General features: G+C 47.3%; 21 protein-coding genes and 1 other annotated feature. Of the genes, 6 read left to right on the forward strand and 15 right to left on the reverse strand.

Annotation, left to right across the window (positions count from 1 at the left end; translation table 11 throughout):
- Nucleotides 1–13 precede the first annotated feature (13 nt).
- On the reverse strand, nt 14–760 hold the full coding sequence (gene rpsB, locus P9B68_RS01170; RefSeq protein WP_135659146.1) for a 30S ribosomal protein S2: 747 nt from the start codon (nt 758–760) through the stop codon (nt 14–16).
- Nucleotides 761–898: 138 nt separating this feature from the next.
- Nucleotides 899–1192: a YlmC/YmxH family sporulation protein gene (locus P9B68_RS01175; protein ID WP_243112971.1), complete on the reverse strand. Its 294-nt coding sequence runs from the start codon at nt 1190–1192 to the stop codon at nt 899–901.
- A gap of 120 nt (nt 1193–1312) precedes the next feature.
- Here P9B68_RS01175 and P9B68_RS01180 point away from each other — a divergent pair, with 120 nt between their 5' ends.
- Entirely contained in the window at nt 1313–1843 is a 531-nt protein-coding gene (locus P9B68_RS01180; protein WP_135659144.1) for an inorganic diphosphatase, read from the forward strand.
- A 51-nt stretch (nt 1844–1894) separates the two neighbouring features.
- Here the strand turns inward: P9B68_RS01180 and P9B68_RS01185 are convergent, their stop codons facing one another.
- A complete protein-coding gene (locus tag P9B68_RS01185) occupies nt 1895–3958 on the reverse strand; it encodes an ArnT family glycosyltransferase (protein ID WP_277668315.1) in 2064 nt (687 codons plus the stop codon).
- A gap of 74 nt (nt 3959–4032) precedes the next feature.
- On the reverse strand, nt 4033–4803 hold the full coding sequence (gene sigG / locus P9B68_RS01190) for an RNA polymerase sporulation sigma factor SigG (protein WP_135659140.1): 771 nt from the start codon (nt 4801–4803) through the stop codon (nt 4033–4035).
- Between the two features lie 173 nt (nt 4804–4976).
- Here sigG and P9B68_RS01195 point away from each other — a divergent pair, with 173 nt between their 5' ends.
- Together P9B68_RS01195 and P9B68_RS01200 are read left to right on the forward strand one after the other, a co-directional pair.
- Nucleotides 4977–6287, forward strand: coding sequence for a CCA tRNA nucleotidyltransferase (locus P9B68_RS01195; RefSeq protein WP_135659138.1), 1311 nt, complete (start codon nt 4977–4979; stop codon nt 6285–6287).
- A 57-nt stretch (nt 6288–6344) separates the two neighbouring features.
- Entirely contained in the window at nt 6345–6725 is a 381-nt protein-coding gene (locus tag P9B68_RS01200) for a uracil-DNA glycosylase family protein (protein ID WP_330686031.1), read from the forward strand.
- A gap of 44 nt (nt 6726–6769) precedes the next feature.
- Here P9B68_RS01200 and sigE read toward each other — a convergent pair whose 3' ends face one another.
- The 11 genes from sigE to malQ form a co-directional block, all read right to left on the reverse strand.
- Nucleotides 6770–7498: an RNA polymerase sporulation sigma factor SigE gene (gene sigE / locus P9B68_RS01205; protein ID WP_207669560.1), complete on the reverse strand. Its 729-nt coding sequence runs from the start codon at nt 7496–7498 to the stop codon at nt 6770–6772.
- Between the two features lie 55 nt (nt 7499–7553).
- Nucleotides 7554–8375: a sigma-E processing peptidase SpoIIGA gene (locus tag P9B68_RS01210; RefSeq protein ID WP_135659134.1), complete on the reverse strand. Its 822-nt coding sequence runs from the start codon at nt 8373–8375 to the stop codon at nt 7554–7556.
- Nucleotides 8376–8495: 120 nt separating this feature from the next.
- Nucleotides 8496–8795: a spore coat protein gene (locus tag P9B68_RS01215; protein ID WP_243112970.1), complete on the reverse strand. Its 300-nt coding sequence runs from the start codon at nt 8793–8795 to the stop codon at nt 8496–8498.
- Nucleotides 8796–8806: 11 nt separating this feature from the next.
- The gene (locus P9B68_RS01220; protein WP_135659132.1) at nt 8807–8989 is read right to left on the reverse strand and encodes a spore coat protein; all 183 of its coding nucleotides are present in this window, start codon (nt 8987–8989) and stop codon (nt 8807–8809) included.
- An 85-nt stretch (nt 8990–9074) separates the two neighbouring features.
- Nucleotides 9075–9464: a type II toxin-antitoxin system PemK/MazF family toxin gene (locus tag P9B68_RS01225; RefSeq protein WP_407932243.1), complete on the reverse strand. Its 390-nt coding sequence runs from the start codon at nt 9462–9464 to the stop codon at nt 9075–9077.
- A gap of 82 nt (nt 9465–9546) precedes the next feature.
- The gene (locus P9B68_RS01230) at nt 9547–10104 is read right to left on the reverse strand and encodes a hypothetical protein (RefSeq protein ID WP_135659127.1); all 558 of its coding nucleotides are present in this window, start codon (nt 10102–10104) and stop codon (nt 9547–9549) included.
- A 62-nt stretch (nt 10105–10166) separates the two neighbouring features.
- Nucleotides 10167–11702 (reverse strand): NAD(P)H-hydrate dehydratase, encoded by a 1536-nt coding sequence (locus P9B68_RS01235; protein WP_135659125.1) that lies wholly within the window; start codon nt 11700–11702, stop codon nt 10167–10169.
- Nucleotides 11683–12069, reverse strand: a complete 387-nt coding sequence (acpS, locus tag P9B68_RS01240; RefSeq protein WP_135659123.1) for a holo-ACP synthase — start codon at nt 12067–12069, stop codon at nt 11683–11685. Before acpS ends, P9B68_RS01235 begins: the two co-directional genes overlap by 20 nt.
- Entirely contained in the window at nt 12050–12562 is a 513-nt protein-coding gene (locus tag P9B68_RS01245; RefSeq protein WP_135659121.1) for a DUF6106 family protein, read from the reverse strand. The genes acpS and P9B68_RS01245 overlap by 20 nt, the downstream gene beginning before the upstream one ends.
- A gap of 79 nt (nt 12563–12641) precedes the next feature.
- Nucleotides 12642–14978 carry a glycogen/starch/alpha-glucan phosphorylase gene (locus tag P9B68_RS01250; protein WP_277668316.1) on the reverse strand — a complete coding sequence of 779 codons (2337 nt, stop codon included), beginning with the start codon at nt 14976–14978 and terminating at the stop codon, nt 12642–12644.
- A 20-nt stretch (nt 14979–14998) separates the two neighbouring features.
- Nucleotides 14999–16498, reverse strand: a complete 1500-nt coding sequence (gene malQ, locus P9B68_RS01255) for a 4-alpha-glucanotransferase (protein ID WP_135659117.1) — start codon at nt 16496–16498, stop codon at nt 14999–15001.
- 189 nt (nt 16499–16687) lie between these two features.
- Between malQ and P9B68_RS01260 the strand changes: the two genes are divergently transcribed.
- The 3 genes from P9B68_RS01260 (at nt 16688) to pheT (ending at nt 21410) form a co-directional block, all read left to right on the forward strand.
- Nucleotides 16688–17683, forward strand: coding sequence for a LacI family DNA-binding transcriptional regulator (locus tag P9B68_RS01260; RefSeq protein WP_135659116.1), 996 nt, complete (start codon nt 16688–16690; stop codon nt 17681–17683).
- 47 nt (nt 17684–17730) lie between these two features.
- Nucleotides 17731–17940 (forward strand) — a binding site (T-box leader).
- Between the two features lie 58 nt (nt 17941–17998).
- Nucleotides 17999–19018, forward strand: coding sequence for a phenylalanine--tRNA ligase subunit alpha (gene pheS, locus P9B68_RS01265; protein ID WP_135659113.1), 1020 nt, complete (start codon nt 17999–18001; stop codon nt 19016–19018).
- A gap of 13 nt (nt 19019–19031) precedes the next feature.
- Entirely contained in the window at nt 19032–21410 is a 2379-nt protein-coding gene (gene pheT / locus P9B68_RS01270) for a phenylalanine--tRNA ligase subunit beta (protein ID WP_135659111.1), read from the forward strand.
- Nucleotides 21411–21419 lie beyond the last annotated feature (9 nt).

The raw sequence follows: 21419 nt of genomic DNA on the forward strand, positions 1-21419 counted from the left end.
TATTCTAAAGTAATTATTCCGCTGCTTCTTCTACTGCTTCGTCTTCTTTTTCTTCTTCTGCCGCAGCGGCGCCCATCTGGCCTTCTTTGCCTTCAACAACCGCATTCGCCATTGTCGCGGAAATCAATTTAACGGCACGAATTGCGTCATCGTTGCCGGGAATAACATAGTCGATTTCATCCGGATCGCAGTTGGTATCCACAATTGCGACAATCGGGATGCCAAGCTTCTTTGCTTCAGCTACGGCAATTCTCTCTTTGCGCGGGTCAACAATGAAGAGCGCGCCGGGAAGTTGTTTCATTTCTTTTATGCCGCCCAGGAACTTCTCGAGTTTATCAATTTCCAAGCGAAGCTTAATAACTTCCTTCTTCGGGAGAAGATCAAAGGTTCCGTCTTCTTCCATTGCTTTCAGCTGGTTCAAACGGTCGATTCTGCGGCGGATGGTACGGAAGTTTGTTAACATACCGCCGAGCCAACGAGCGTTAACATAATAAGCACCTGCACGTTCCGCTTCCTCTTTTACGGAATCCTGCGCCTGCTTTTTCGTACCTACAAACAGTACGGATTTGCCTTCCATCGAAAGGTCGCGTACAAAATTATAGGCTTCTTCCAGCTTCTTAACGGTTTTCTGAAGATCAATAATGTAAATGCCGTTGCGCTCTGTAAAAATATACGGAGCCATTTTCGGGTTCCACCTTCTGGTCTGGTGACCGAAGTGGACGCCTGCTTCCAAAAGTTGTTTCATTGATACGACTGACATAATTTTTCCTCCTTGGTTTTTCCGCCGCTCTACTTGATCAGACGCAACACCCCTAAGGGCACCAAATCGTCATAGTAAAGCGTGAGTTTTTTATCGCGCCGATCATTATACCATAAACGGGAAAGAATTTCAAGTTTTTTAATTATTTCCAAAGAATCCACCGAATCCGCGCGATCGTTTTCTCGCATGACAACAATTATTATAGCACACTAATATAGTATCGTCACCAATAACCTGTATATCCTGCCATTTAATAATAATATCGTCCTCCCTTCCCAAAAGGCCGAAGCAGCGCAGGCGGCCGTAAATTACAATTGCAACCACGCGCGCGTCCGCCGTATCTATTTCCACATCACAAACACATCCTATCCGCGTTCCATCCTTTATATTAATGACTTCTTTGTGGCGCATATCAATCAGTCTGCAATTCACGCTCCCACCTCCACTACAGTTATATGCCCGACTTTGTTATATAATTAATTAATTGATTAACCCTATCAGAAATGGTAGAATAGAGTAAAATTAATAAAATCAGGGGGTAAAAAGCTAATCATGAATATCTGGCATAACATTTCACCCAAAAGAATTCACGCTGATGATTTTTGCGCTGTAATTGAAATTCCAAAAGGCTGCAAAATCAAATACGAACTGGACAAAGAAACCGGTTTGCTCCTAATGGATCGAGTTCTTTACACATCCACCCACTATCCTGCTAACTACGGCTTTATACCGCGTACCTACGCAAGCGATAAGGATCCGCTAGACGTTTTGATCCTCTCCTCTGAGGATATCCAGTCTTTGTCACTAGTTCGGTGTTATGCGATCGGCGTAATCATTATGACGGACAATGGGATGAAGGATGAAAAAATCATCGCCATTCCCTTTAATGATCCAAACTACAACAGTTATCACGATATTAACGAACTTCCGAAACATATATTTGATGAAATGACACACTTTTTCTCCGTTTACAAACAGTTGGAAGGAAAAGTCACCGCGATTGACGAGATGAAAGGATCAGAGGATGCAAAGGAGATTATTCAGACTTGCATTGACAATTATCTAAATAAGTTTTGTAAATAGCGATAGATTTCAAAAGCCGCTGTCATATATCACAGCGGCTTTATTCTATCTTTAGGACTTAAATAAATATAACGTCCCGCCCATTTGGCCCATCGCGCCTGTCTTTCCGGAGTTGCCACCGGAGTTGTATTCGCTCGCGTCAATTTTGACCGCATTTTCCTTTACATAGGAAGCAATCTCATCATTTTGCCTGCCCTCTCCGGATAGGAGGAAATACGTGATCTTTCCTTCTGACACAAGGTTTTTCAGTTTCTCCTGCGTTAAGGAATTATCCGTTCCTAAAAATCCGCCATAGGCATAGCAGGGAAGCCCCGTATCGATTATGTACTGCGCAACGGTTGCAGAACGCTGGGCCGTAATAAGAAAACTCCCTGCCTTATAATTTTTGAGCAGGTACTGCTCCAGACCGGATACTGCGTTTTGGGGCTCCTTCTGCGTACCGAACGCGCCTCCCCGGCCGACCTTCCCGCTTTGGATCAGCTCCGGCCCGGCATAAGGCATGGTGGCATTCGGAGAACCCATTACGGGGGTCAGCGCCCAGTAAGCCGGGGCAACGAGGGACGAAAGCACAAGCAGCGTGGCTGCAAGCAGGAGAACCCCCTGTTTCGTCTTAACGCAGAACACCACTAGAAGAAGAATTCCGATCCCGGCTGCACCTGCAATAACGGGGAGCATCCACGCTACCAGCTCCGAATACCAGAATACGCATACGATTTGCAGCCCGATATTGGCAAGGAAAGCGATCAGGAGCAGTACCGGCCGCAAATAGTCCGATTTCTTTTCCTTGCGCTCTTTAAAGCCCTTATACATTTCAAAAATGCCGATTCCGCATAATACCGCAATCGCCGGTGCAAGCATACACAGGTAATAGCGGTGATAGAACCCGGCAAAGCTAAAGAAAACAGCCATGACAACAAGCCAGAGCGTCCAGAAAACCAACGCTCCCTGCTGCATACTCCTTTTCTTTCGCAGGCACAAAGGAATACTGCAAAGCGCAAAGAGCAGAAACCAGGAACCCTGGCCGTACAGATTCGACGACCAGAGCCGTAGTGGCGAGGCGTTTCCAATTTCCGAACCGCCGCCTCCGATCACGCCGCCATTCGGGTTATCCGCACGGCGCCCATCGTCCCGGTTCCTTTTCGCAAATCCATCTGTACCGTTACCGTCCTGACTGTCCGGCATACCATTCCCGTCCGGTTTTCCCGGCATATTATCTCCCGGTGTATTACTTCCGTCCGGAATTTTGAGTGCGTTGGTTCCATCCCCGGAAGGCGGTGTACCGACATTCCCTATTCCTTTTCCGCCGCCCATGCCTTGCCCAAACAGCCGTTCTGTTCCATTGTGTCCTATTACCAGTTCAAGCATGGAATTGTTGCTGGTGCTGTCCACATAGGGACGGTTTTCGGAGGGATAGAATTCGACAACCAAAACCCACGCAAAAGACACGCCAAGCAGAATGACCATGCTGAGGATGCCCGCAAGGAACCGCCTGCCGAGTTTTTCTTTCGCATAAATCAGATAGGTAAGCGCAATTGCGGGCAGAATCATGTACGCCTGTAACATTTTAATATTAAAGCCAAGCCCGATAAAGACAGCCGTTGCAAAAAGATACCGCCATTTCCCTTTTTCAATCGAACGGAATAAAAACCATACGGATACAAGCAGGACGAAGACAAGCTGCATATCCATCGTATTATTCCGCGCCACAACCACCACAGCCGGAGTGAAAGCAAAGAAAAGGGAGGAAATCAGTCCCGCGGGTTTTCCGAAATACTTGGCGGTCAAAATATAGATTAGAATGCAGGACGCAGTTCCCGTTAAAGCCTGCGGAAGCATCATCGCCCAACCGTGGTAGCCGAAAATAAGTACAAAAATTGCCTGAACCCACAAACCGAGCGGGGGCTTGTCAACCGATACCATTCCGGCCGGGTCAAATGATACGAAAAAGAAATTTTTAAGGCTCTGCGTCATACTTTTAACGCAGGCCGCGTAATATTCGTTTCCGGTTCCATTATTGGATATGGCATAAAAATTCAAGCCGAAAGAGAGCACTGAAATTAAAAACAGCGCAATGAAATATTTGTTTTTCCGAACAAAAACAAAAAATCGCTGCATAGACAAGCCTCCTAAAATCTAATACAGCGATTATAATGATTCATTGTGATAACAAAGTGATAAAAAAATGACCATTATATGTCTTTTTTAATTTTGTCCAAAGCGGCTTTTTCAAGCCGGGAAACCTGCGCTTGGCTGATACCGATTTCCGAAGCAACCTCCATTTGCGTTTTCCCCTGAAAAAAGCGCATGGACAGAATACGCTTTTCCCTGCTGTTCAAATCCCGGATGGCTTCCTTGAGCGCGATTTCATCAAGCCAGTTGGAATCATCATTATTATCCCCCACCTGATCCATTACGTAAATTGTATCGCCGCCGTCCGAGAAAACCGGCTCGTAAAGGGAAACCGGTTCGGCAATGGATTCAAGCGCCAAAACGACATCCTCCCGGGGCAAGTCCAGTTCCTTTGCAATTTCTTCAATGGTCGGCTCCCGGTTGTTCTGTGCCGTCATCCTTTCCTTCGCCTGCATGGCCTTATAGGCCGTATCGCGCAAAGAGCGGCTGACACGAATGGAATTATTATCCCGCAGATAACGCCGGATTTCACCGATGATCATGGGAACGCCATATGTGCTGAAACGGACGCCCTGGCTGATATCAAAATGGTCGATCGCTTTAATCAGGCCGATGCAGCCAACCTGGAAAAGGTCATCCAGGTTTTCCCCTCTGTTCGTAAAACGCTGAATTACGCTTAACACAAGGCGCAGGTTTCCGTTGATTAAGTCCTCGCGCGCTTTTGTATCGCCTTCTTTTACACGGCGTAGCAGCTCCATCTTTTCCTTTTCGGTAAGAACCTTGAGCTTAGAGGTGTTTACCCCGCAGATTTCAACTTTGTTGTACTGCATGCCGTCCCCTCATTCCATGTAAAACTTACTATCATTATTACCATGGGTAGGGTGATTCATGCGAAGGAAAAATTAAAAATATTCGGACACCTATTTGCTTTTCCCCGTATTCCAGTATATACTATTTATAATGAATTTTCGCAATTATTTTATAGTGTAAGAAGGGCGGAGAAATGAAGATACAATTACCGCCACAGGTTGAAAAAGCAATCGAAATATTGGTGCGCGCCGGCTTTGAGGCCTACATAGTCGGTGGCTGCGTGCGCGACACCATAATGGGCAAGAAGCCTTTTGACTGGGATGTTACGACTTCCGCAAGGCCGGAGGAAATAAAGAAGGCTTTTACAAATTATAAATGTATTGAAACCGGAATAAAGCACGGAACCTTAACCGTGCAAATTGACCATATGCCAATTGAGGTTACCGCCTATCGGATAGATGGCGAATATACCGACAGCCGCCACCCTAACAGTATCCGCTTTACGCGGAATCTGAAAGAGGATTTGGCGCGCAGGGATTTTACCATGAACGCGTTGGCTTATAATCCCGCAAACGGACTGGTCGACTGTTTCAAAGGGCTGGAAGATATACGGCACCGGCGAATCTGCTGCGTAGGCAATCCAGACCTTCGATTTCAGGAGGACGGTCTGCGGATTTTACGCGCGCTGCGTTTTTCTTCCGTCCTAGGTTTTGAAATTGAAAGAGAAACATCGGAAAGCATCCGAAGAAATCGCGGTCGTCTCCGCCTGATTTCGGCCGAACGGATCCATACGGAATTCACCAAGCTCATTTGTGGCTGCGGAGCCGAAGGAATTCTAAGGGATTTTCGCATAGCCATCGAACAGTTTCTCCCCGAAATTGAACCCTTGCCCACATTGCACAACAGCTGTGGCCAGAATATTTGGGAGCACACTCTGAAAGCCATCAGCGCCGTGGAAGCAGCGCCCATACTGCGCCTGACAATGCTTCTTCATGAGATCAGCAAAACAGAGCATGAATATCCCGATTTGAAGGGTGCCGAAATGGTAGAACAGGCGCTAAAAAGACTCCGATACGACGGAGGGACTGTCCGTACTGTATCGGAGCTGGTAAAGCAGCGGAATCTTCCGCTGCCTTCTGAACAAAAACAGATTTTAAGGTATTTGAACCAACTTGGAGCCGATCATTTCCGGCTGCTGCTAAAAGTAAAAGAGGCGGATGCGAAAGCACGGCTCCCGGTTGATAGCAAAGCGCTGGAAAAATTGGCGGAAACGGAAAAAATTCTGGACGACATTCTGAAATCCGGCCTTTGCTATTCCATAAAGGGGCTTGCCGTCAACGGTGTGGATTTGATGAAGCTGGGCATTCCCAAGGGCGCCGAGATCGGCAAAACGCTTTCTTTTCTTCTGAACGCCGTAATGGACGGAAAATGCCCGAACCAAAATTCGGAGTTGATAAAATATATGATTCAACAAAAGGAAGGAATCTGCAATGGAAACGGTTGAACATACTTTACCGCCGATTTACGACGTAGATTCCCGCGTTTTGATTTTGGGGGCACCATGCCGTCGCCCAAATCCCGCGAGGCGGGTTTTTATTACTCCCATCCACAAAACCGTTTCTGGCGCGTAGTTTCCGACCTGCTGTCCCAGGAACTTCCGGTAACAAATGAGGAAAAAACCGATTTCCTGCTTCGGAACCATATTGCGCTTTGGGACGTTCTGAAAAGCTGTACCATTACCGGCGCGGACGACAACAGCATACAGAACCCTGTACCGAACGACATTGGCGATTTCCTGAGAAAAAACGGAATAAGCACCCGTATTTACAACTGGCGCAAAAGCAGCTTCCTTGTACCATCGCTTCTGCGAGAAAAACACCGGAATTCCTTCTATCCCCCTGCCTTCTACAAGTCCGGCCAACTGCCGGTATTACAATTATGAACGCTTAAAAGAGGCCTACAGCATAATCCTCCCCTATTTAAAAGCTAACTGACCCGCTCCAAATCCTTCTTCAGCCGTTCAATGATGCGCTTTTCCAGGCGCGATATGTAGGATTGGGAAATTCCAAGGGTATCGGCGACTTCCTTCTGCGTATGCTCCTTGGTATTATTTAAACCAAAGCGAAGCTGCATAATCTCCCGCTCACGCGGAGCAAGATGTGCGACTGCATCCAGCAGCAGATCCCGTTCCACCTCCTGCTCAATATTGCGATTGACCGTATCCTGCTCACTACCTAAAATATCGGAAAGCAAAAGCTCGTTCCCATCCCAGTCGACATTTAGCGGGTCATCGATCGACACCTCGTTTTTAAGCTGGGAACTTTTGCGCAGGTACATCAGAATTTCGTTTTCAATACAGCGGGAAGCGTATGTAGCAAGCTTGATGTTCCGTTCAGGGCAAAAAGTGTTTACGGCCTTAATCAGGCCGATGGTCCCGATGGAAATCAAATCTTCGACTCCGGCGCTACTTGATTCGAATTTTTTTGCGATATAAACAACCAGCCTGAGATTATGGGTGATGAGCGGTTCCCGCGCATTCGGAATATTATTCAGAATATTCTGCATCACCTTCTCCTCTTCTTTCTTGGTCAGCGGCGGAGGAAGCGTTTCGGGCCCGTTGATATAGTGAATATGCCCGTTCAGGCCCAGCCGAAGCCATATTTGTGACAGCTTATTTCCCAATTCCCGTATCAAATTATTCATTCCCATTTTCATCTGTCCCTTTTGCCGCTGCCGCCGCGGCGGATAAATCGTCCGCCTACGGCCAAATTTAGGCAGACGTTTTTTGACACAGATCCGGGTTCAGAAGCGCGCTGAATGCTCCCAGCTTGGATTTTGTAACCGCTATGTACACTTCGTGAATTTCCGTTTTCCGGCTTCCGATACATACGGTCAGTTTATCCGGCTTAAACGCGGGAAGAAGCCCGGTGCCGGAAACGGACTGATAAGGAACCAAACGGATTTTTTTATTCTCCTTTGGTATGATTTCTGTTATGCAGTCTTCACACACCACAGCAACCGGGGCATTTGAAAACGGCTCTTTCAGCGTATTCCCGGTATCCACCTTCGCTGAACAGGAAACGGTCCTGCCATTCATATCGATTTGAATGGTGCAGAACAGGTCTTCCGGGGCCTGCCGCCCGGTTATGCGATGAATGAGCCGGATGATGAAATAACAGATAACGGTCATCCCCACTAGAAACAGCGGTGAAATATTGAAGTAGACAACCGAATTTTTTATAATTAGCCCCTGAGGGGCGAAAAAATACCACAATGCAATCATGAATCCCGCAAAGGAAAAGCTGATGACGTAAAACGCAGCGAGTTCACGCAGAAAGGATTTCAGCCCGGCAAGCGGATACGCCGCCAGAATAATGAGCGCCGACATTGCCATCTTTAATAAAAATGAAAAAAACATCGGAATTTCCGGCAGTAAAATCGAGAGGGAACCAACAGCGCCCAAAGAAGCGGCAAGGAGAAGGCGCGAACGTTTTACCGGAAGCGACAGAAGCTTTGAAACAGCAAGCAATAAAAAATAATTGATAAAAAGATTTACGCCGACCAGAATATCTATGTAAATCTTCTGCTTCAAAGAGGATCCCTCCCTGCGATAAAGTTATTATAGCGGTATAAGGTCAAACATTGTGTCAAATATTGTATTGGAACAAGAATTAAAAATACCGGCTTCGGGAAGAAGCCGGCAGATCGGTAATTACTGTTGGTTCTGATTTTGGAATTTTTGCTTTGCTTGCTGGATTTTCTGCTGTTCCGCAGCGGGCGTCGGATACCAGCCGCGTTTTTTCATGTCGTCAAAAACTTCGGCTTGGATTTTGTGCTCATCTTCAAGAATACGCATGAATTCGTCTCTGATATTCGGGGTCGCGCACTCATTTGCAAACGAATTATAGGTTTCTGTCACATGTTTCTGGGAAGTCAGGACATCGGTCAAAATCTCCTTATCCTGCATCTGAGCGCCGCTGGACTGTGAATTGCTCGATTGTGAATTGTTCATGTTCCCACTCCTTAACTCAAAAAGTTTAAAAGCCTGTCATAATGTTCCTGATGCCGGCTCGCAATGGAATTGCATTTCTGCTTGATATCCGAATCCGAGCACATCTGGGAGTAGGCTTTAAACTTTGTGATAAGAAGCTTTTCGTTACTAAGCTGGTCCTCAATTGCGGACAGCTCCTTTTCCGTTAACGCCAATTGTAACACACTCCTTTTTATTTGGTTTTCTTAGTTTTCCGCATTCCCAAATAAATATACGTCGCTATTATGATTTCAGGCACTTCTATGTAGCCTCACGTTGTTCCTGAGCAAAATCAAGGCCAAAGCTAATAGACAAAGCCTGATCGACCTGTGACATGCACGTATTATCAAGGCGCCCCATGCGCTCCTTCAGTCTGTGCTTATCGATTGTACGAACCTGTTCCAGCAATACGACGGAATCTTTCGCAAGTCCGGTGGTTTCCGCGTTCAGCATAATATGCGTTGGAAGATTGGCTTTCGACCGCTGGCTGGTAATGGCCGCCGCAATTACGGTTGGACTGAACCGGTTTCCAACATCATTCTGAACAATCAGAACCGGACGGACACCGCCCTGCTCAGAACCGACGACAGGGCTTAGGTCAGCATAATAGATATCGCCTCTTCGAATATTCACCACTTTCACACTCCGCATAATTTATGATATAGTTTCTGCCAATATTCTTGACATTGCTGAATGGTTTTATTCATAGGCAGTCCCTAACACATAATATTATTTATCTGTGCCTGATGACATAAATATAAAACAAAAAGGTGTAACAGACGTTACACCTTTTTTCTTTATTGTGATTATAAAATTTAACGGATAAATTTGTTTCAGGAATAACGAGCGTTTGGATATCCCCTGTATTTTTATCGACGGTGATCGTGAAGTCCTTATCCTCAAAAGTTCCGGTGAAGCTTCCATCTGCGCCCGAAGTCAAGGAATCGCTTCTCTCCGCATAATCCAGAACCTTAACAAGAACGGATGCAAAGGCCGTATCCGGCAGCACGCAGTCCTCGCTCTTCGCACAAAGGTCCTTGTATGAAATGGAAAAGCCGTCCCCGTCCCAATCAAAAGACAACCCATCTAAATCCCCGCTTAAAACCTGAACGCTTGCCCTGCCCGGCGCGGTACGGCTCAGATTGCAGAGGAACTGTTCTCCGTTGGTGTTTACATCGGCTTTGCATTGAAAAGAAAAATGAATCTCGGCTGCTTGCACCGTTGGCGAAGAACAAGCGGCAAGCGGCAAAACCAGAACAAGAAAAGCGAAAATACAAAATATTCGGCGCATGGCTGTACATTCTCCGCAAAAAAATATTGAGCGCCGCGGTATTTCGCGGAAAACAGGCGGCTTTACTGCTCAATTTCCAAGAACAGCCCCGGAAGCATATCAAGGATGTCGGTCGGCAGCATCGCGGTTTTGGAAAATTCTTTGGCACATCGGTCGCCGGCAGCTCCGTGAAGGTAAACCGCACCAACCGCCGCCTTTACCGGGTCCATCCCCTGCGCGGCAAAGGAAGCAAGCATGCCCGCCAGCACATCACCGCTGCCGCCTTTTGCCATTCCGGCATTCCCCGTCATATTCAAATGCGCCATCCCGTTTGGTTCCGCAATGATCGTGCCGGCTCCTTTAAGCACCAAAATCACATTGTGCTCCTTCGCAAAATCCCGGGCGTATGCAAGCCGATGTGCCTGCACGTCTTTTGCTGAAGTTTGAAGCAGGCGGGCCATTTCGCCGGGGTGGGGCGTCAATATGACCGGAACCTGGACTGTTTTCAATATATTTATATTCTCTGCTAGTATGTTTATGCCATCTGCGTCAACAATGAGCGGTACTTGTGATTTGGAAATCAACTCCAGGACAAGCTCCGTTGCCTGTTTGCTTTGTCCAAGCCCGCACCCGATCAGGCAGGCGCTTGCCGAGGAAAGGGCATAAAACAGGGCTGTGAGGCTGTCGTTCTGCAAATTTCCTCTGTGATCATAATCAAGCAAAGTATAAATCGGTTCAATTACCTGAGAAGCGACAATCGGATAAATCGACCTGGGCAAAGCTACGTTTACCAAACCGGCCCCGCAGCGGACAGCGGCTTTTGCGCTCATTACGGCCGCCCCCGCCATTCCGTCGCTCCCGCACAGGCACAGCAGGCGACCATAATCCCCTTTGTTGCTTTCCTGGTTCCTTGGCGTAAAATACGAACGGACGTCGGCCTGCTCCGTAACCTCAAGGGAATGCTCCTGCGAATTGATCAGATCCGAACGGATACCGATCGGCGCAACGGCGATTTCCCCGCAGTATTCCTGTGCAGGCCGAATCATATGTCCGTTTTTCAAAGTGGAAAACGTAACCGTATAATCCGCTTTGATGCATTCCCCTTCCACAGCGCCGGTTTCACAGTTGGCCCCACTTGGCATATCCACAGCGATGACGGTCGCGGAGGAATGGCGCACCGAATGGAAAAGCGGAAGTAGGTTTTCTGCGGCGGAACCATGAAAACCCGTTCCGTAAATTGCATCCAGAATAAAATCCGCTCCGCTTACCAGCAGATGGACAGTACCCGCATTGTCCGCATAATGAACAATACGCACCGCTGTGTCGCTCAGACGAGAAAACATAGTTTTGGCGATTTCCGTCACCGGGTATCCGTCCACAAGAACCACGGAAACCTGTGCGCCGTATTCAGAAAGAAGGCGGCCGGCAACAAACCCGTCCCCTCCGTTATTTCCCTTCCCGCAGAGAATAACCACCTTCTTATTGGTCAGGCTGAATTTTTTCCGCATAAAGCGAACGGCTGCGGCGCCGGCGTTTTCCATCAGCTCCAAATAACTCATTCCTGCGTCTACAGCCTTTTTTTCAAGCTCCTTCGACTGCTCACAATTTAATACCTTCATTGTTTTTTTCCTCCCCGATTACTACTGCGGAAGCATATTCTTTCGTATGCGTTACACTAACACGAAAGACGATTCCCCGGCTTTCCGCAATCCGCTGAGCTTCCCCGCTTAAACACAAATACGGTTCCCCACTACTTTTGCGTAGCAGCTCGACTTCGCTCAACGAAAACCCGCGCATTCCGGTTCCAAGCGCTTTGGAAAAAGCCTCTTTCGCACAGAAACTTGCCGCAACGCTCTGAACAGGAAATCCGCGCATCTCAAGCTGGGAATACTCGGATGTTCCCAGTATTCTCCTTAAAAAGCGCGGATTAGATATCGATTTTTGTATTCTTTTATTTTCGACCAGATCAATTCCTACCAAAAACATCAATTGCTACCTGCCTTGTGAGAAATGGCTTTATGGAAGTTAAAACCTTTTCATTCGGGCTGAACAGCACAAAGACATTTCCCTTCTGTGGATGGCGCGCTGTAAAGCACCACGCGTCCTCTCCTTTTTCGTTATCCGATGCATTGATGCGCTGCGCACCGGATTTAGCATGAGGATCCTTCGGGGTGTACTTCCCCAAAAACTCTATGTCGTGCGCATCCACGGAAAGAACATTTTTTCTTTTCCGGCGGTTAATAATCTTATCAATCGTAATGTCGCTGTTTGTTACGCTGTACTCGTATTCGATATTGCGGGAAGATAAAATAAAATACGCCGCGGCGATAAGTCCGATCAGTACAGGTAGAAGCAGGACAGGAGCCATGGCAAAAACCAGAAAAAGTATGATTGCAATACCAAGCAGGACGCCGACCCAAATGAGAATGTCCTTGCTTCCTTTTTTTCTCTTAACAAGCTGTTCAATAAAAATATCCATGCATATCTCCCCAACCATTATTACTCGTTATTGTAGCATAACCTTCTCCGGTTTGCAAGGACGAGCCGTGCCCGCGCCTTTATACATACCATATCTGCTCCGCATACTCCTGAATGGTTCTGTCGCTGGAAAACGCGCCCGCGTTGGCGGTATTCAAAAAGCATTTCTGGGTAAAACGGAAGCGATCCGCATAATCCTGAATTGCCTGAAGCTTTTTCTCGCAATAGGGCAGAAAATCATAAAGCAGGAAATAGGCGTCCGGTTGATGCCAGCTTGCGCCTATTAACAAGGAATCGAATAATTCTCTGAATATCTTCGTCCCGCCGTCGTCCAGTTCCCCACTGACCAGGCTGTCCACCACTCTGCGTACCCTTTCTTCACGCTGATAGATTTCTTTCGGGTCATAGAATGATTTTATCTTTTCTAATTCCTCAACGCGCGCGCCGAAGATATAATTATTCTCCTCCCCCGCCTGCTGCACAATTTCAATATTCGCCCCGTCATACGTCCCCAGCGTTACAGCCCCGTTGAGCATCAACTTCATATTTCCGGTTCCGGAAGCTTCCGTTCCCGCGGTTGAAATCTGCTCGGAAATATCCGCTGCGGGCATAATTTTTTCCGCATAGGAAACATTGTAATTTGAAAGAAAAACGACTTTCATCTTGTCGTTTACTTCCGGGTCATTATTGATTTGATTAGCAATCTCGTTGATAAACTTGATAATCCCCTTCGCACGGAGATAACCGGGGGCTGCTTTCCCGCCGAAAAGAAAAGCCGTCGGCTGGAAGTTTTGAATTCTCCCTTCCTTAATCCCGTAGTAAATATCCATGATGGAAAAAGCGTTTAACAATTGACGCTTATATTCGTGCATCCGTTTTACCTGAACGTCAAAAAGAAAGCTCGGATCCAGTTTGATTCCTTCCTGCCCTTCAATATACTCCACTAGCTGGCGCTTCTTAATCTGCTTGATTTCCGCAAACTGCCGAATCATTTCCGGATCATCTTTATATCTTTCCAGATTCTTTAATTTATTAAGATCGGTCAGCCATCCGCTGCCGATTTTCTCAGTAATGAACCCGGACAGTTCCCGGTTGCTGAGCGCAAGCCAGCGCCGCTGTGTAATCCCGTTTGTTTTATTGTTGAACCGCTGGGGGTAAAGGGCATACCATTCTTTCAGCGTATTATTTTTCAAAATTTCCGTGTGAATTTTTGCAACACCGTTGACCGAATGCGTGGCAAACACCGCCAGCCTTGCCATATGGATTTGATTGTTTTCATCGATAATACGATACTCTCCCCGCTCGTCTTCGGGAATCCCCATTTTCGCAAGTTCTTTAACCAGAGCCTTGTCGATCATTACAACATAACGGTACACGTTCGGAATGACGCTCTTAAAAAGACTGACATCCCATTTTTCCAAGGCTTCCGACATGATCGTATGGTTTGTATAGGCAAACATCTGCCTAGCAAGCTTTAACGCTTTCGAAAAAGTGACTCTCTCATTTGTAACCAAAAGGCGTATGAACTCCGGAATCGACACAACCGGATGCGTATCGTTCAACTGCACGGCGTATTCATCCGGAAAATGTGAAAAGTTGTTCCCATACCTTTTTTTATAGCTACATATCATATCTTGCAGGGAGGCGCTGGTAAAGAAATACTGCTGTTTCAGGCGGAGCTTTTTCCCCTTCAAAGAGGAATCATTCGGATACAATACACTAGAAATCGCCTCCGCTTCATTCCGCTCCCGAACCGCCATTTCGAATTTCTGATCATTGAAGAGTTGGAAATCAAAGGGATGAATGGGTTCCGCCTGCCAAAGGCGAAGCGTATTGATCATTTGCGCCCCGTAGCCAATTACCGGCATATCATATGGCACTGCGTAAACCGTCTGGTTCTTAAACCGAACGGTTACTTTTTCCTCTTCGCGCCGCAACGACCATGGATCGCCAAACCGTTGCCAATCATCTACAACTTCTTTCTGGAAGCCATTTTCAAAATACTGCTTAAATAGGCCGTAGCGATAACGGATTCCATATCCGTTGAGGGGAATCTCCTTTGTGGCCGCGGAATCGAGGAAACAGGCGGCAAGCCTGCCAAGCCCACCGTTTCCAAGGGCGGCGTCTTCTACTTCTTCCAAAACTTGAACATCGATATTGTGTTCATGAAACAATTCCGAAAGCGTGTTTAAAAGGCCTAAATTCATCAGATTGCTGTAAATCAGCCGGCCGGTTAAGAACTCAGCAGAGAAATAACAGGCTTTTTTCCCTGGTACCGGGACTTCCCATTTTGCTGTTACCTGCTTCATGGCAGCTTTTGTAATTGCATGATATAGCTCAACGGTACTTGCCTGCTGAACTGTTTTCCCATACTCCAATTCCAGCAACAAGATAACGTCGTTTTTAAATGTGTTCATATTCTTCTCCCATAATAAAATCACCGGTCATAAACAACGGTTAAACGCTCCAGCTTTTTCGCAAGTTCCCGGTTAAGCTCATTTTTCCCCAATCGCCAGCGCCAGTTATTGCCGATTGTCGAAGGGAAATTCATTCTTGCGCCGGCAGGCAGCATTAAAATATCCTGCGCCTGTAAAATAACCGTATCCGCCACGCTTGCATATAAAGCGCATATAGCAGCCTGCGGCAGTTCTTTTTTCTTTTTCACATGAAGGTATTCTTTGGCGAATTTCAAATGTTTTCTTTTCAAGCTGTCAAAAAAACCGACAAGGGTATTATTATCATGCGTCCCGGAATAGGCCACCAAATTGTTGGTATAATGGCAGGGCAAATGCTCGTTTTGAGGGTCCCCTTCAAAAGCGAACTGCAAAACCCGCATTCCGGGATAGCCTGTTTTTTTCAGAAGGAGTTTTACTTCCGGCGCCACAACGCCCAAATCCTCCGCAATAATTCTTGTTTTCCCTACGGAGGAATTTATCGCGTTCGTAAGCTTCAGACCGGGGCCCGTTTCCCAGATTCCGTTAACCGCCGTTGTTTCCCCCGCCGGAATAGCATAATACTGCACAATGCCGATAAAATGGTCGATTCGGATCTTGTCATAGATTTTTGCCGAATACTCCATCCGTTTTTTCCACCAGTCAAAGCCCTGCCGCTCCATTGCTTCCCAATCATACAGCGGATTACCCCAAAGCTGTCCCTTTTTTGAAAAGGCATCCGGCGGAACGCCGGAAACTTTTACCGGCCTGCGCCGAGCGTCCAATTGGAACAATTCGCTGTGCGACCATACATCCGCGCTGTCCATAGCGACATAAATCGGGATGTCACCTATCACTTTTATATCGTTATGATTTGCATAATCCTTTACCTTCTTCCACTGTTCAAAAAATTTAAATTGCAAAAACTTCCAAAATTCGGTTTCGTATTTTAACTCTTTTTCGTATTTCCGAATGGCGGAAACTTCATAAAAGCGGATGTCTTCCGGCCAGAGCCACCACGCCTGCTGATCAAAATGGAATTTCAGCGCCATATAGAGGCTGTAATCATTCAGCCAATATGCATTTTCCCCGCAAAATACTTCGTATTCCTGTGTGGCTGAATGTCTGCTTCTGTTATAGGCCATGCGCAAAAGCTTATACCGCGATGCAAAAAGGGAGGAATAATCCACTTCATTCCGGTTTCCCCAGTTAAACGCCCCGGCCTCCTCTTTCGTTATCAATCCTTCCTCAATTAAAATGTTCAAGTCGATAAAATAAGGATTCCCCGCAAAAGCTGAAAAAGACTGGTAAGGGCTGTCCCCAATACTCGTAGGGCCAAGTGGGAGAATCTGCCAGTACTTTTGCCTGGCGCTTTTTAAAAAATCAAGAAAACGGAAAGCCTCGCTTCCAAAAGCACCTATGCCATAATCGGAAGGCAGACTGCTTACCGGGAGCAAAATTCCTGAACTTCGCTTATTTTGTTTGTGTTTGACGGTATCAGGCATGAATATCAGCCCCTTGTTTCGAAAAATAACGAAAATATCACCTTATAATAACAAGGTGGATAATGAATGTCAATTGCATAATATTCAAAATTTCTTTTTTCTATTTTATAATTCCAATTTTTTATTGTATGATTTCAAATAGGTTGCGGAATGATTCCCGCTTAGGAATAAAATAAATGAGGGATTGCAGTGGTCACAATAAAAGACATTGCAAATAAGCTGGGAGTTTCGATCAGCACCGTGTCCAAAGGGCTTAACGGCGCCGACGACATCAGCGAAGAAATGCGGCAAATGGTGCTGGATACCGCTGTGGAAATGGGGTACGCCCCAAAAAGGGGAAAGAAACCCGGAAAACGCAGGGTCTGTATTTTAATTGAAAACTTGGAATACGAAAATATTGACCAGTTCGGTTATGAAATCGTCCTTGGCTTTAAACTCAGCGCGGTTCGGCACCATTGCGAGGTTTCCGTAATCCCCACGAACTTGAACCTGCTGACGCGGGAAAAATACGATTGCTTTATGCTAAAGAACGGCTTCAGCGGGGCTTTTCTTTTAGGCTTTGCCCTTCACGACGATTATATCCAACAGTTGAATAAAACGAATGTGGCTACCGTTTTGCTTGATAACTACAATCCCAACCCGTTTGTCGGCTATGTCGGTACTGACGGATATCATGGCATCGACATGGCGATAAAACATTTACACGACTATGGGCATAAAAAGATTGCCCTTCTGAACGGCTCAAAGAACTGCATGGTAACGAATGACCGCCGCCTTGCGTTCCTTCAAGCTATGGAACGGTATTCTTTAAAAGCCGATCCAAAGCTGATCGCCAACGGGTATTATGTGGCGGACTGTGCAAAGGATTATGTGAGTACGTTTCTTAATCATGGGGCGACCGCCATCATGTGCGCTAGCGATTTAATCGCGTCCGGCGTATTATATGAGCTGAAACGCCTTGGCGTCCGGGTTCCAAGGGACGTGAGCGTGGTTGGTTTTGACGACCTTCCGATTGCGCGGCGCCTTTCCCCCTCGCTTACCACAATACGCCAGGACCGTCTCTCCCTCGGGAAAAGCGCGTTCATGATGCTTGAAGAATTGATCAACGGCATTAACATCAGCAAGGTTCTGCTGAAGCCAGAACTGATTGTCCGCGATTCGACAGGCCCGAATCCGAAATTATAAGGTTGTACTTGCAATCTTCGCATGAAGATGATATAGTATTTAATTAATATAACACGATGATGAAGGAAGTAACTGTTTATCCCGCCTGCCAAGAGAGGGTGCGTCACGGCTGAAAGCGTGCCTGCAGATGCTAACAGCGAAGTTCCCTTCGGAGTGGCACGGCTGAAATAGCAGTAGGTTGTGACGGCAGGCACCGTTAGAGGCCCCAAAAGAATCAATTAGGGTGGTACCACGGAGGTTTCGTCTTCGTCCCTTTGGGACGGGGGCGTTTTTTAATTCCAATGGAAAGTTTCTAACTGAAAGGAAGATTATGCTATGAAGCAGGAGCTTGAGGCAATTCGCGAAAGAGCAGTGCGTGAATTGAATGAAGCAAAAGGGCAGCAGGTTCTGGAAAATCTGCGAATAAAATACCTCGGTAAAAAAGGAGAACTCACCTCCATTTTAAAACAAATGGGCAGCCTTTCGGCGGAAGAACGCCCGAAAATCGGGCAACTGGCCAACGAAGTGCGCTCTTTTATAGAGAAAGATTTAGTAAAACGCGCAGCCGAAATAAAAGAAGCCGAAATGCAAAAAAGGTTGGAAAGGGAAAAAATCGACGTTACCCTGCCGGGAACCCGCCGCGAACTCGGTGCAAAGCATCCGCTGAGCATTGAGCTTGACACCATAAAAGAAATTTTTATCGGCATGGGTTTTGAAATCGTGGAAGGCCCTGAGGTCGAATACGATTATTATAATTTCGAAGCGCTGAATATTCCGAAAGACCATCCCGCGCGCGACACACAGGATACTTTCTACATCAATGACAATATTCTTCTGCGCACACAAACCTCCCCGGTTCAGGTACGCGTGATGGAAAAGCAAAAACCGCCTATCCGCATTATTTCCCCCGGCCGGGTTTACCGTTCCGACGCTGTGGACGCTACCCACTCCCCCCTCTTCCATCAGATTGAGGGTTTAGTGGTTGACAAGGGAATCACTTTTGCGGATTTGAAGGGAACCCTCGAAACCTTTGTGAAACGCATGTATGGCGAAGATTCCGTTGTGCGTTTCCGTCCGCACCACTTCCCATTTACCGAACCGTCCGCCGAAGTGGATGTACAATGCTTCAACTGCCACGGAGAAGGCTGCCGCCTTTGCAAGGGCGAAGGATGGATTGAAATTCTCGGCTGCGGCATGGTTCATCCGAAGGTGCTTTCCAACTGCGGCATCGACCCGGAGGTATACAGCGGCTTTGCGCTCGGCATGGGACTGGAACGCGTAGTCATGCGGAAATACAACATTGACGATTTACGCCTTTTCTACGAAAACGACGTACGTTTCCTGAAGCAATTTTAAGGGGGCCTGAATAATGAATCTTTCTATGAGATGGTTAAAAGAATTTGTAACGCTGGAGGAAATGCCGATCCGGGATTTCGCCGAGGCGATGACGATGAGCGGCTCCAAAGTAGAGGGCTGGGAAGTCGAAGGCAGCGAAATTGAGAATGTTATTGTCGGCAAGGTGCTTTCTCTGAATAAGCATCCGGATTCCGATCATTTATGGATTACACAGATTGACGTTGATTCCTGTGAACCTATTCAAATTGTCACCGGCGCGCAGAATCTAAAAGTCGGCGACATAGTTCCCGTTGCCATGCATAATTCCACTCTTCCGGGAGGTAAAAAAATTAAAAAAGGCAAACTGCGTGGCGTGGAAAGCAATGGCATGCTTTGCTCGTTAGGCGAACTGGGGCTTACAAAGCATGATTTTCCCTATGCCATTGAGGACGGCATTTTCGTTTTGCAGGAGGATTGCAAGCTGGGGCAGCCGATCTGTGAGGCGCTCGGCTTTAACGATACAAAGGTGGAGTTCGAAATCACCTCGAACCGCCCGGACTGCTTCTCCGTCATCGGGCTTGCGCGGGAAGCCGCCGCTACTTTCGACAAACCGTTAAAGCTGCACAAGCCCGTTGTGAAAGCGGGAAACGGCTCCTGCAAGGGAATGCTGGACATAAAAGTCGAGGAGCCCGAGCTATGCCCCATTTATTCCGCGCGCGTTGTAAAAAATGTGCGTGTAAAGCCGTCGCCGCGCTGGATGCGCGAGCGCCTACGCGCCATGGGTGTACGCCCTATTAATAATATCGTCGATATTACGAATTACGTTATGCTGGAATACGGCCAGCCGATGCATTCTTTTGATATTCGTTTCATCGACGAAGGGAAAATCCGTGTGCGCCGCGCAAAAGACGGCGAAAGCATCACCACGCTTGACGGCGTTGAGCGGAAGCTGACTCCAAAAAACCTTGTCATTGCCGACGCAAACAAACCGATTGCCATTGCCGGCGTAATGGGCGGCGAGTACAGCGGGATTATGGACGACACAACCGCCATCGTTTTCGAATCCGCCTGCTTCAACGGGGCTTCCGTGCGTACAACCGCCAGGAACCAGGGCATGCGCACAGACGCTTCCTCCCTGTACGAAAAAGGGCTTGACCCGAACAACTGCCTACCCGCTCTTGAGCGCGCGTGCGAGCTGGTGGAATTGTTGGACGCGGGCGATGTTTTGGATGACGTGATTCTGGACGACCATTCCCACAGGAAACCCAAAAGAATCCATCTGGACGCCGATTGGATCAATCATTTCCTCAATATAAACCTGAGCGCCGACCAGATGAAAGCGATCCTTGCCAAACTGGGCTGCGAATTTGACGGTAACGATATTTTGGTGCCAACCTTCCGTCCTGATCTGGAGCATAAAGCCGACATTGCGGAGGAAATCGCCAGATTTTACGGTTACAACAAAATTCTCTCAACGTCCCTCAGCGGCGGCGCGCAGGGAAAATATTCCCCGCGCCAGAAATTCAACCGCGCCATCAGCGATACCATGCTTGCGCTCGGCGCCAGCGAAATTATGACGTATTCTTTTATCAGCCCGAAATACTACGATAAAATCCGCATGCCCGCCGATTCCCCGCTTCGCAAGTCCATTACCATTTCCAATCCGCTCGGGGAAGATACCAGCATCATGCGCACAACCGCCCTTCCCTCCATGCTGGAAGTGCTTTCCCGCAACTTTAATAACCGCAACGCGGAGGCGTGCCTGTTTGAGCTGGCCAGCGAATATATTCCGACAACCGACGATAAGTTGCCAATCGAAAAAACCAGCCTGATTGTTGGAATGTACGGAAATAAATCGGATTACTTTACCGCGAAGGGTATGGCAGAGCAGCTTTTGGAAAAACTTAGTGTATACGATTATGAAATTGAAGCTTCATCCGAAGAAACAAGCTTCCACCCCGGCCGCTGCGCCGTTCTGAGCATTGACGGGCACCGTCTGGGTGTTATTGGTGAAATTCACCCGAAGGTTGCTGAAAATTACGGCATTGATGAAAGGGTTTATTGCTTTTCATTGGATGTTGAGCTGATGTTCCAATACGCGAAAACAGAGAAAACGTATGTGCCGCTACCGAAATTCCCGGCTGTTACCCGCGATCTTGCGCTGATTTGCGACGACAGCATTCCTGTTTTAACGCTTGAAAAGGCAATTGTCCGCGGCGCGGGAAATCTGCTGGAAAACATTAAACTGTTCGATGTCTACAAGGGAGAACAGATTGACGCAGGCAAAAAGAGCGTTGCATTCAGTATTGTTTTACGTTCTTTAACCGAAACACTTACCGAAGAACGCGTAAGCGGAATCATCAAAAAAACAATAAATGAACTTGAAAAAGTGGGGGCCAGATTGCGCTCTTAAACATGTGTT

It is taken from the genome of Caproiciproducens galactitolivorans (assembly GCF_029266045.1).
Classification (GTDB): domain Bacteria; phylum Bacillota; class Clostridia; order Oscillospirales; family Acutalibacteraceae; genus Caproiciproducens; species Caproiciproducens galactitolivorans.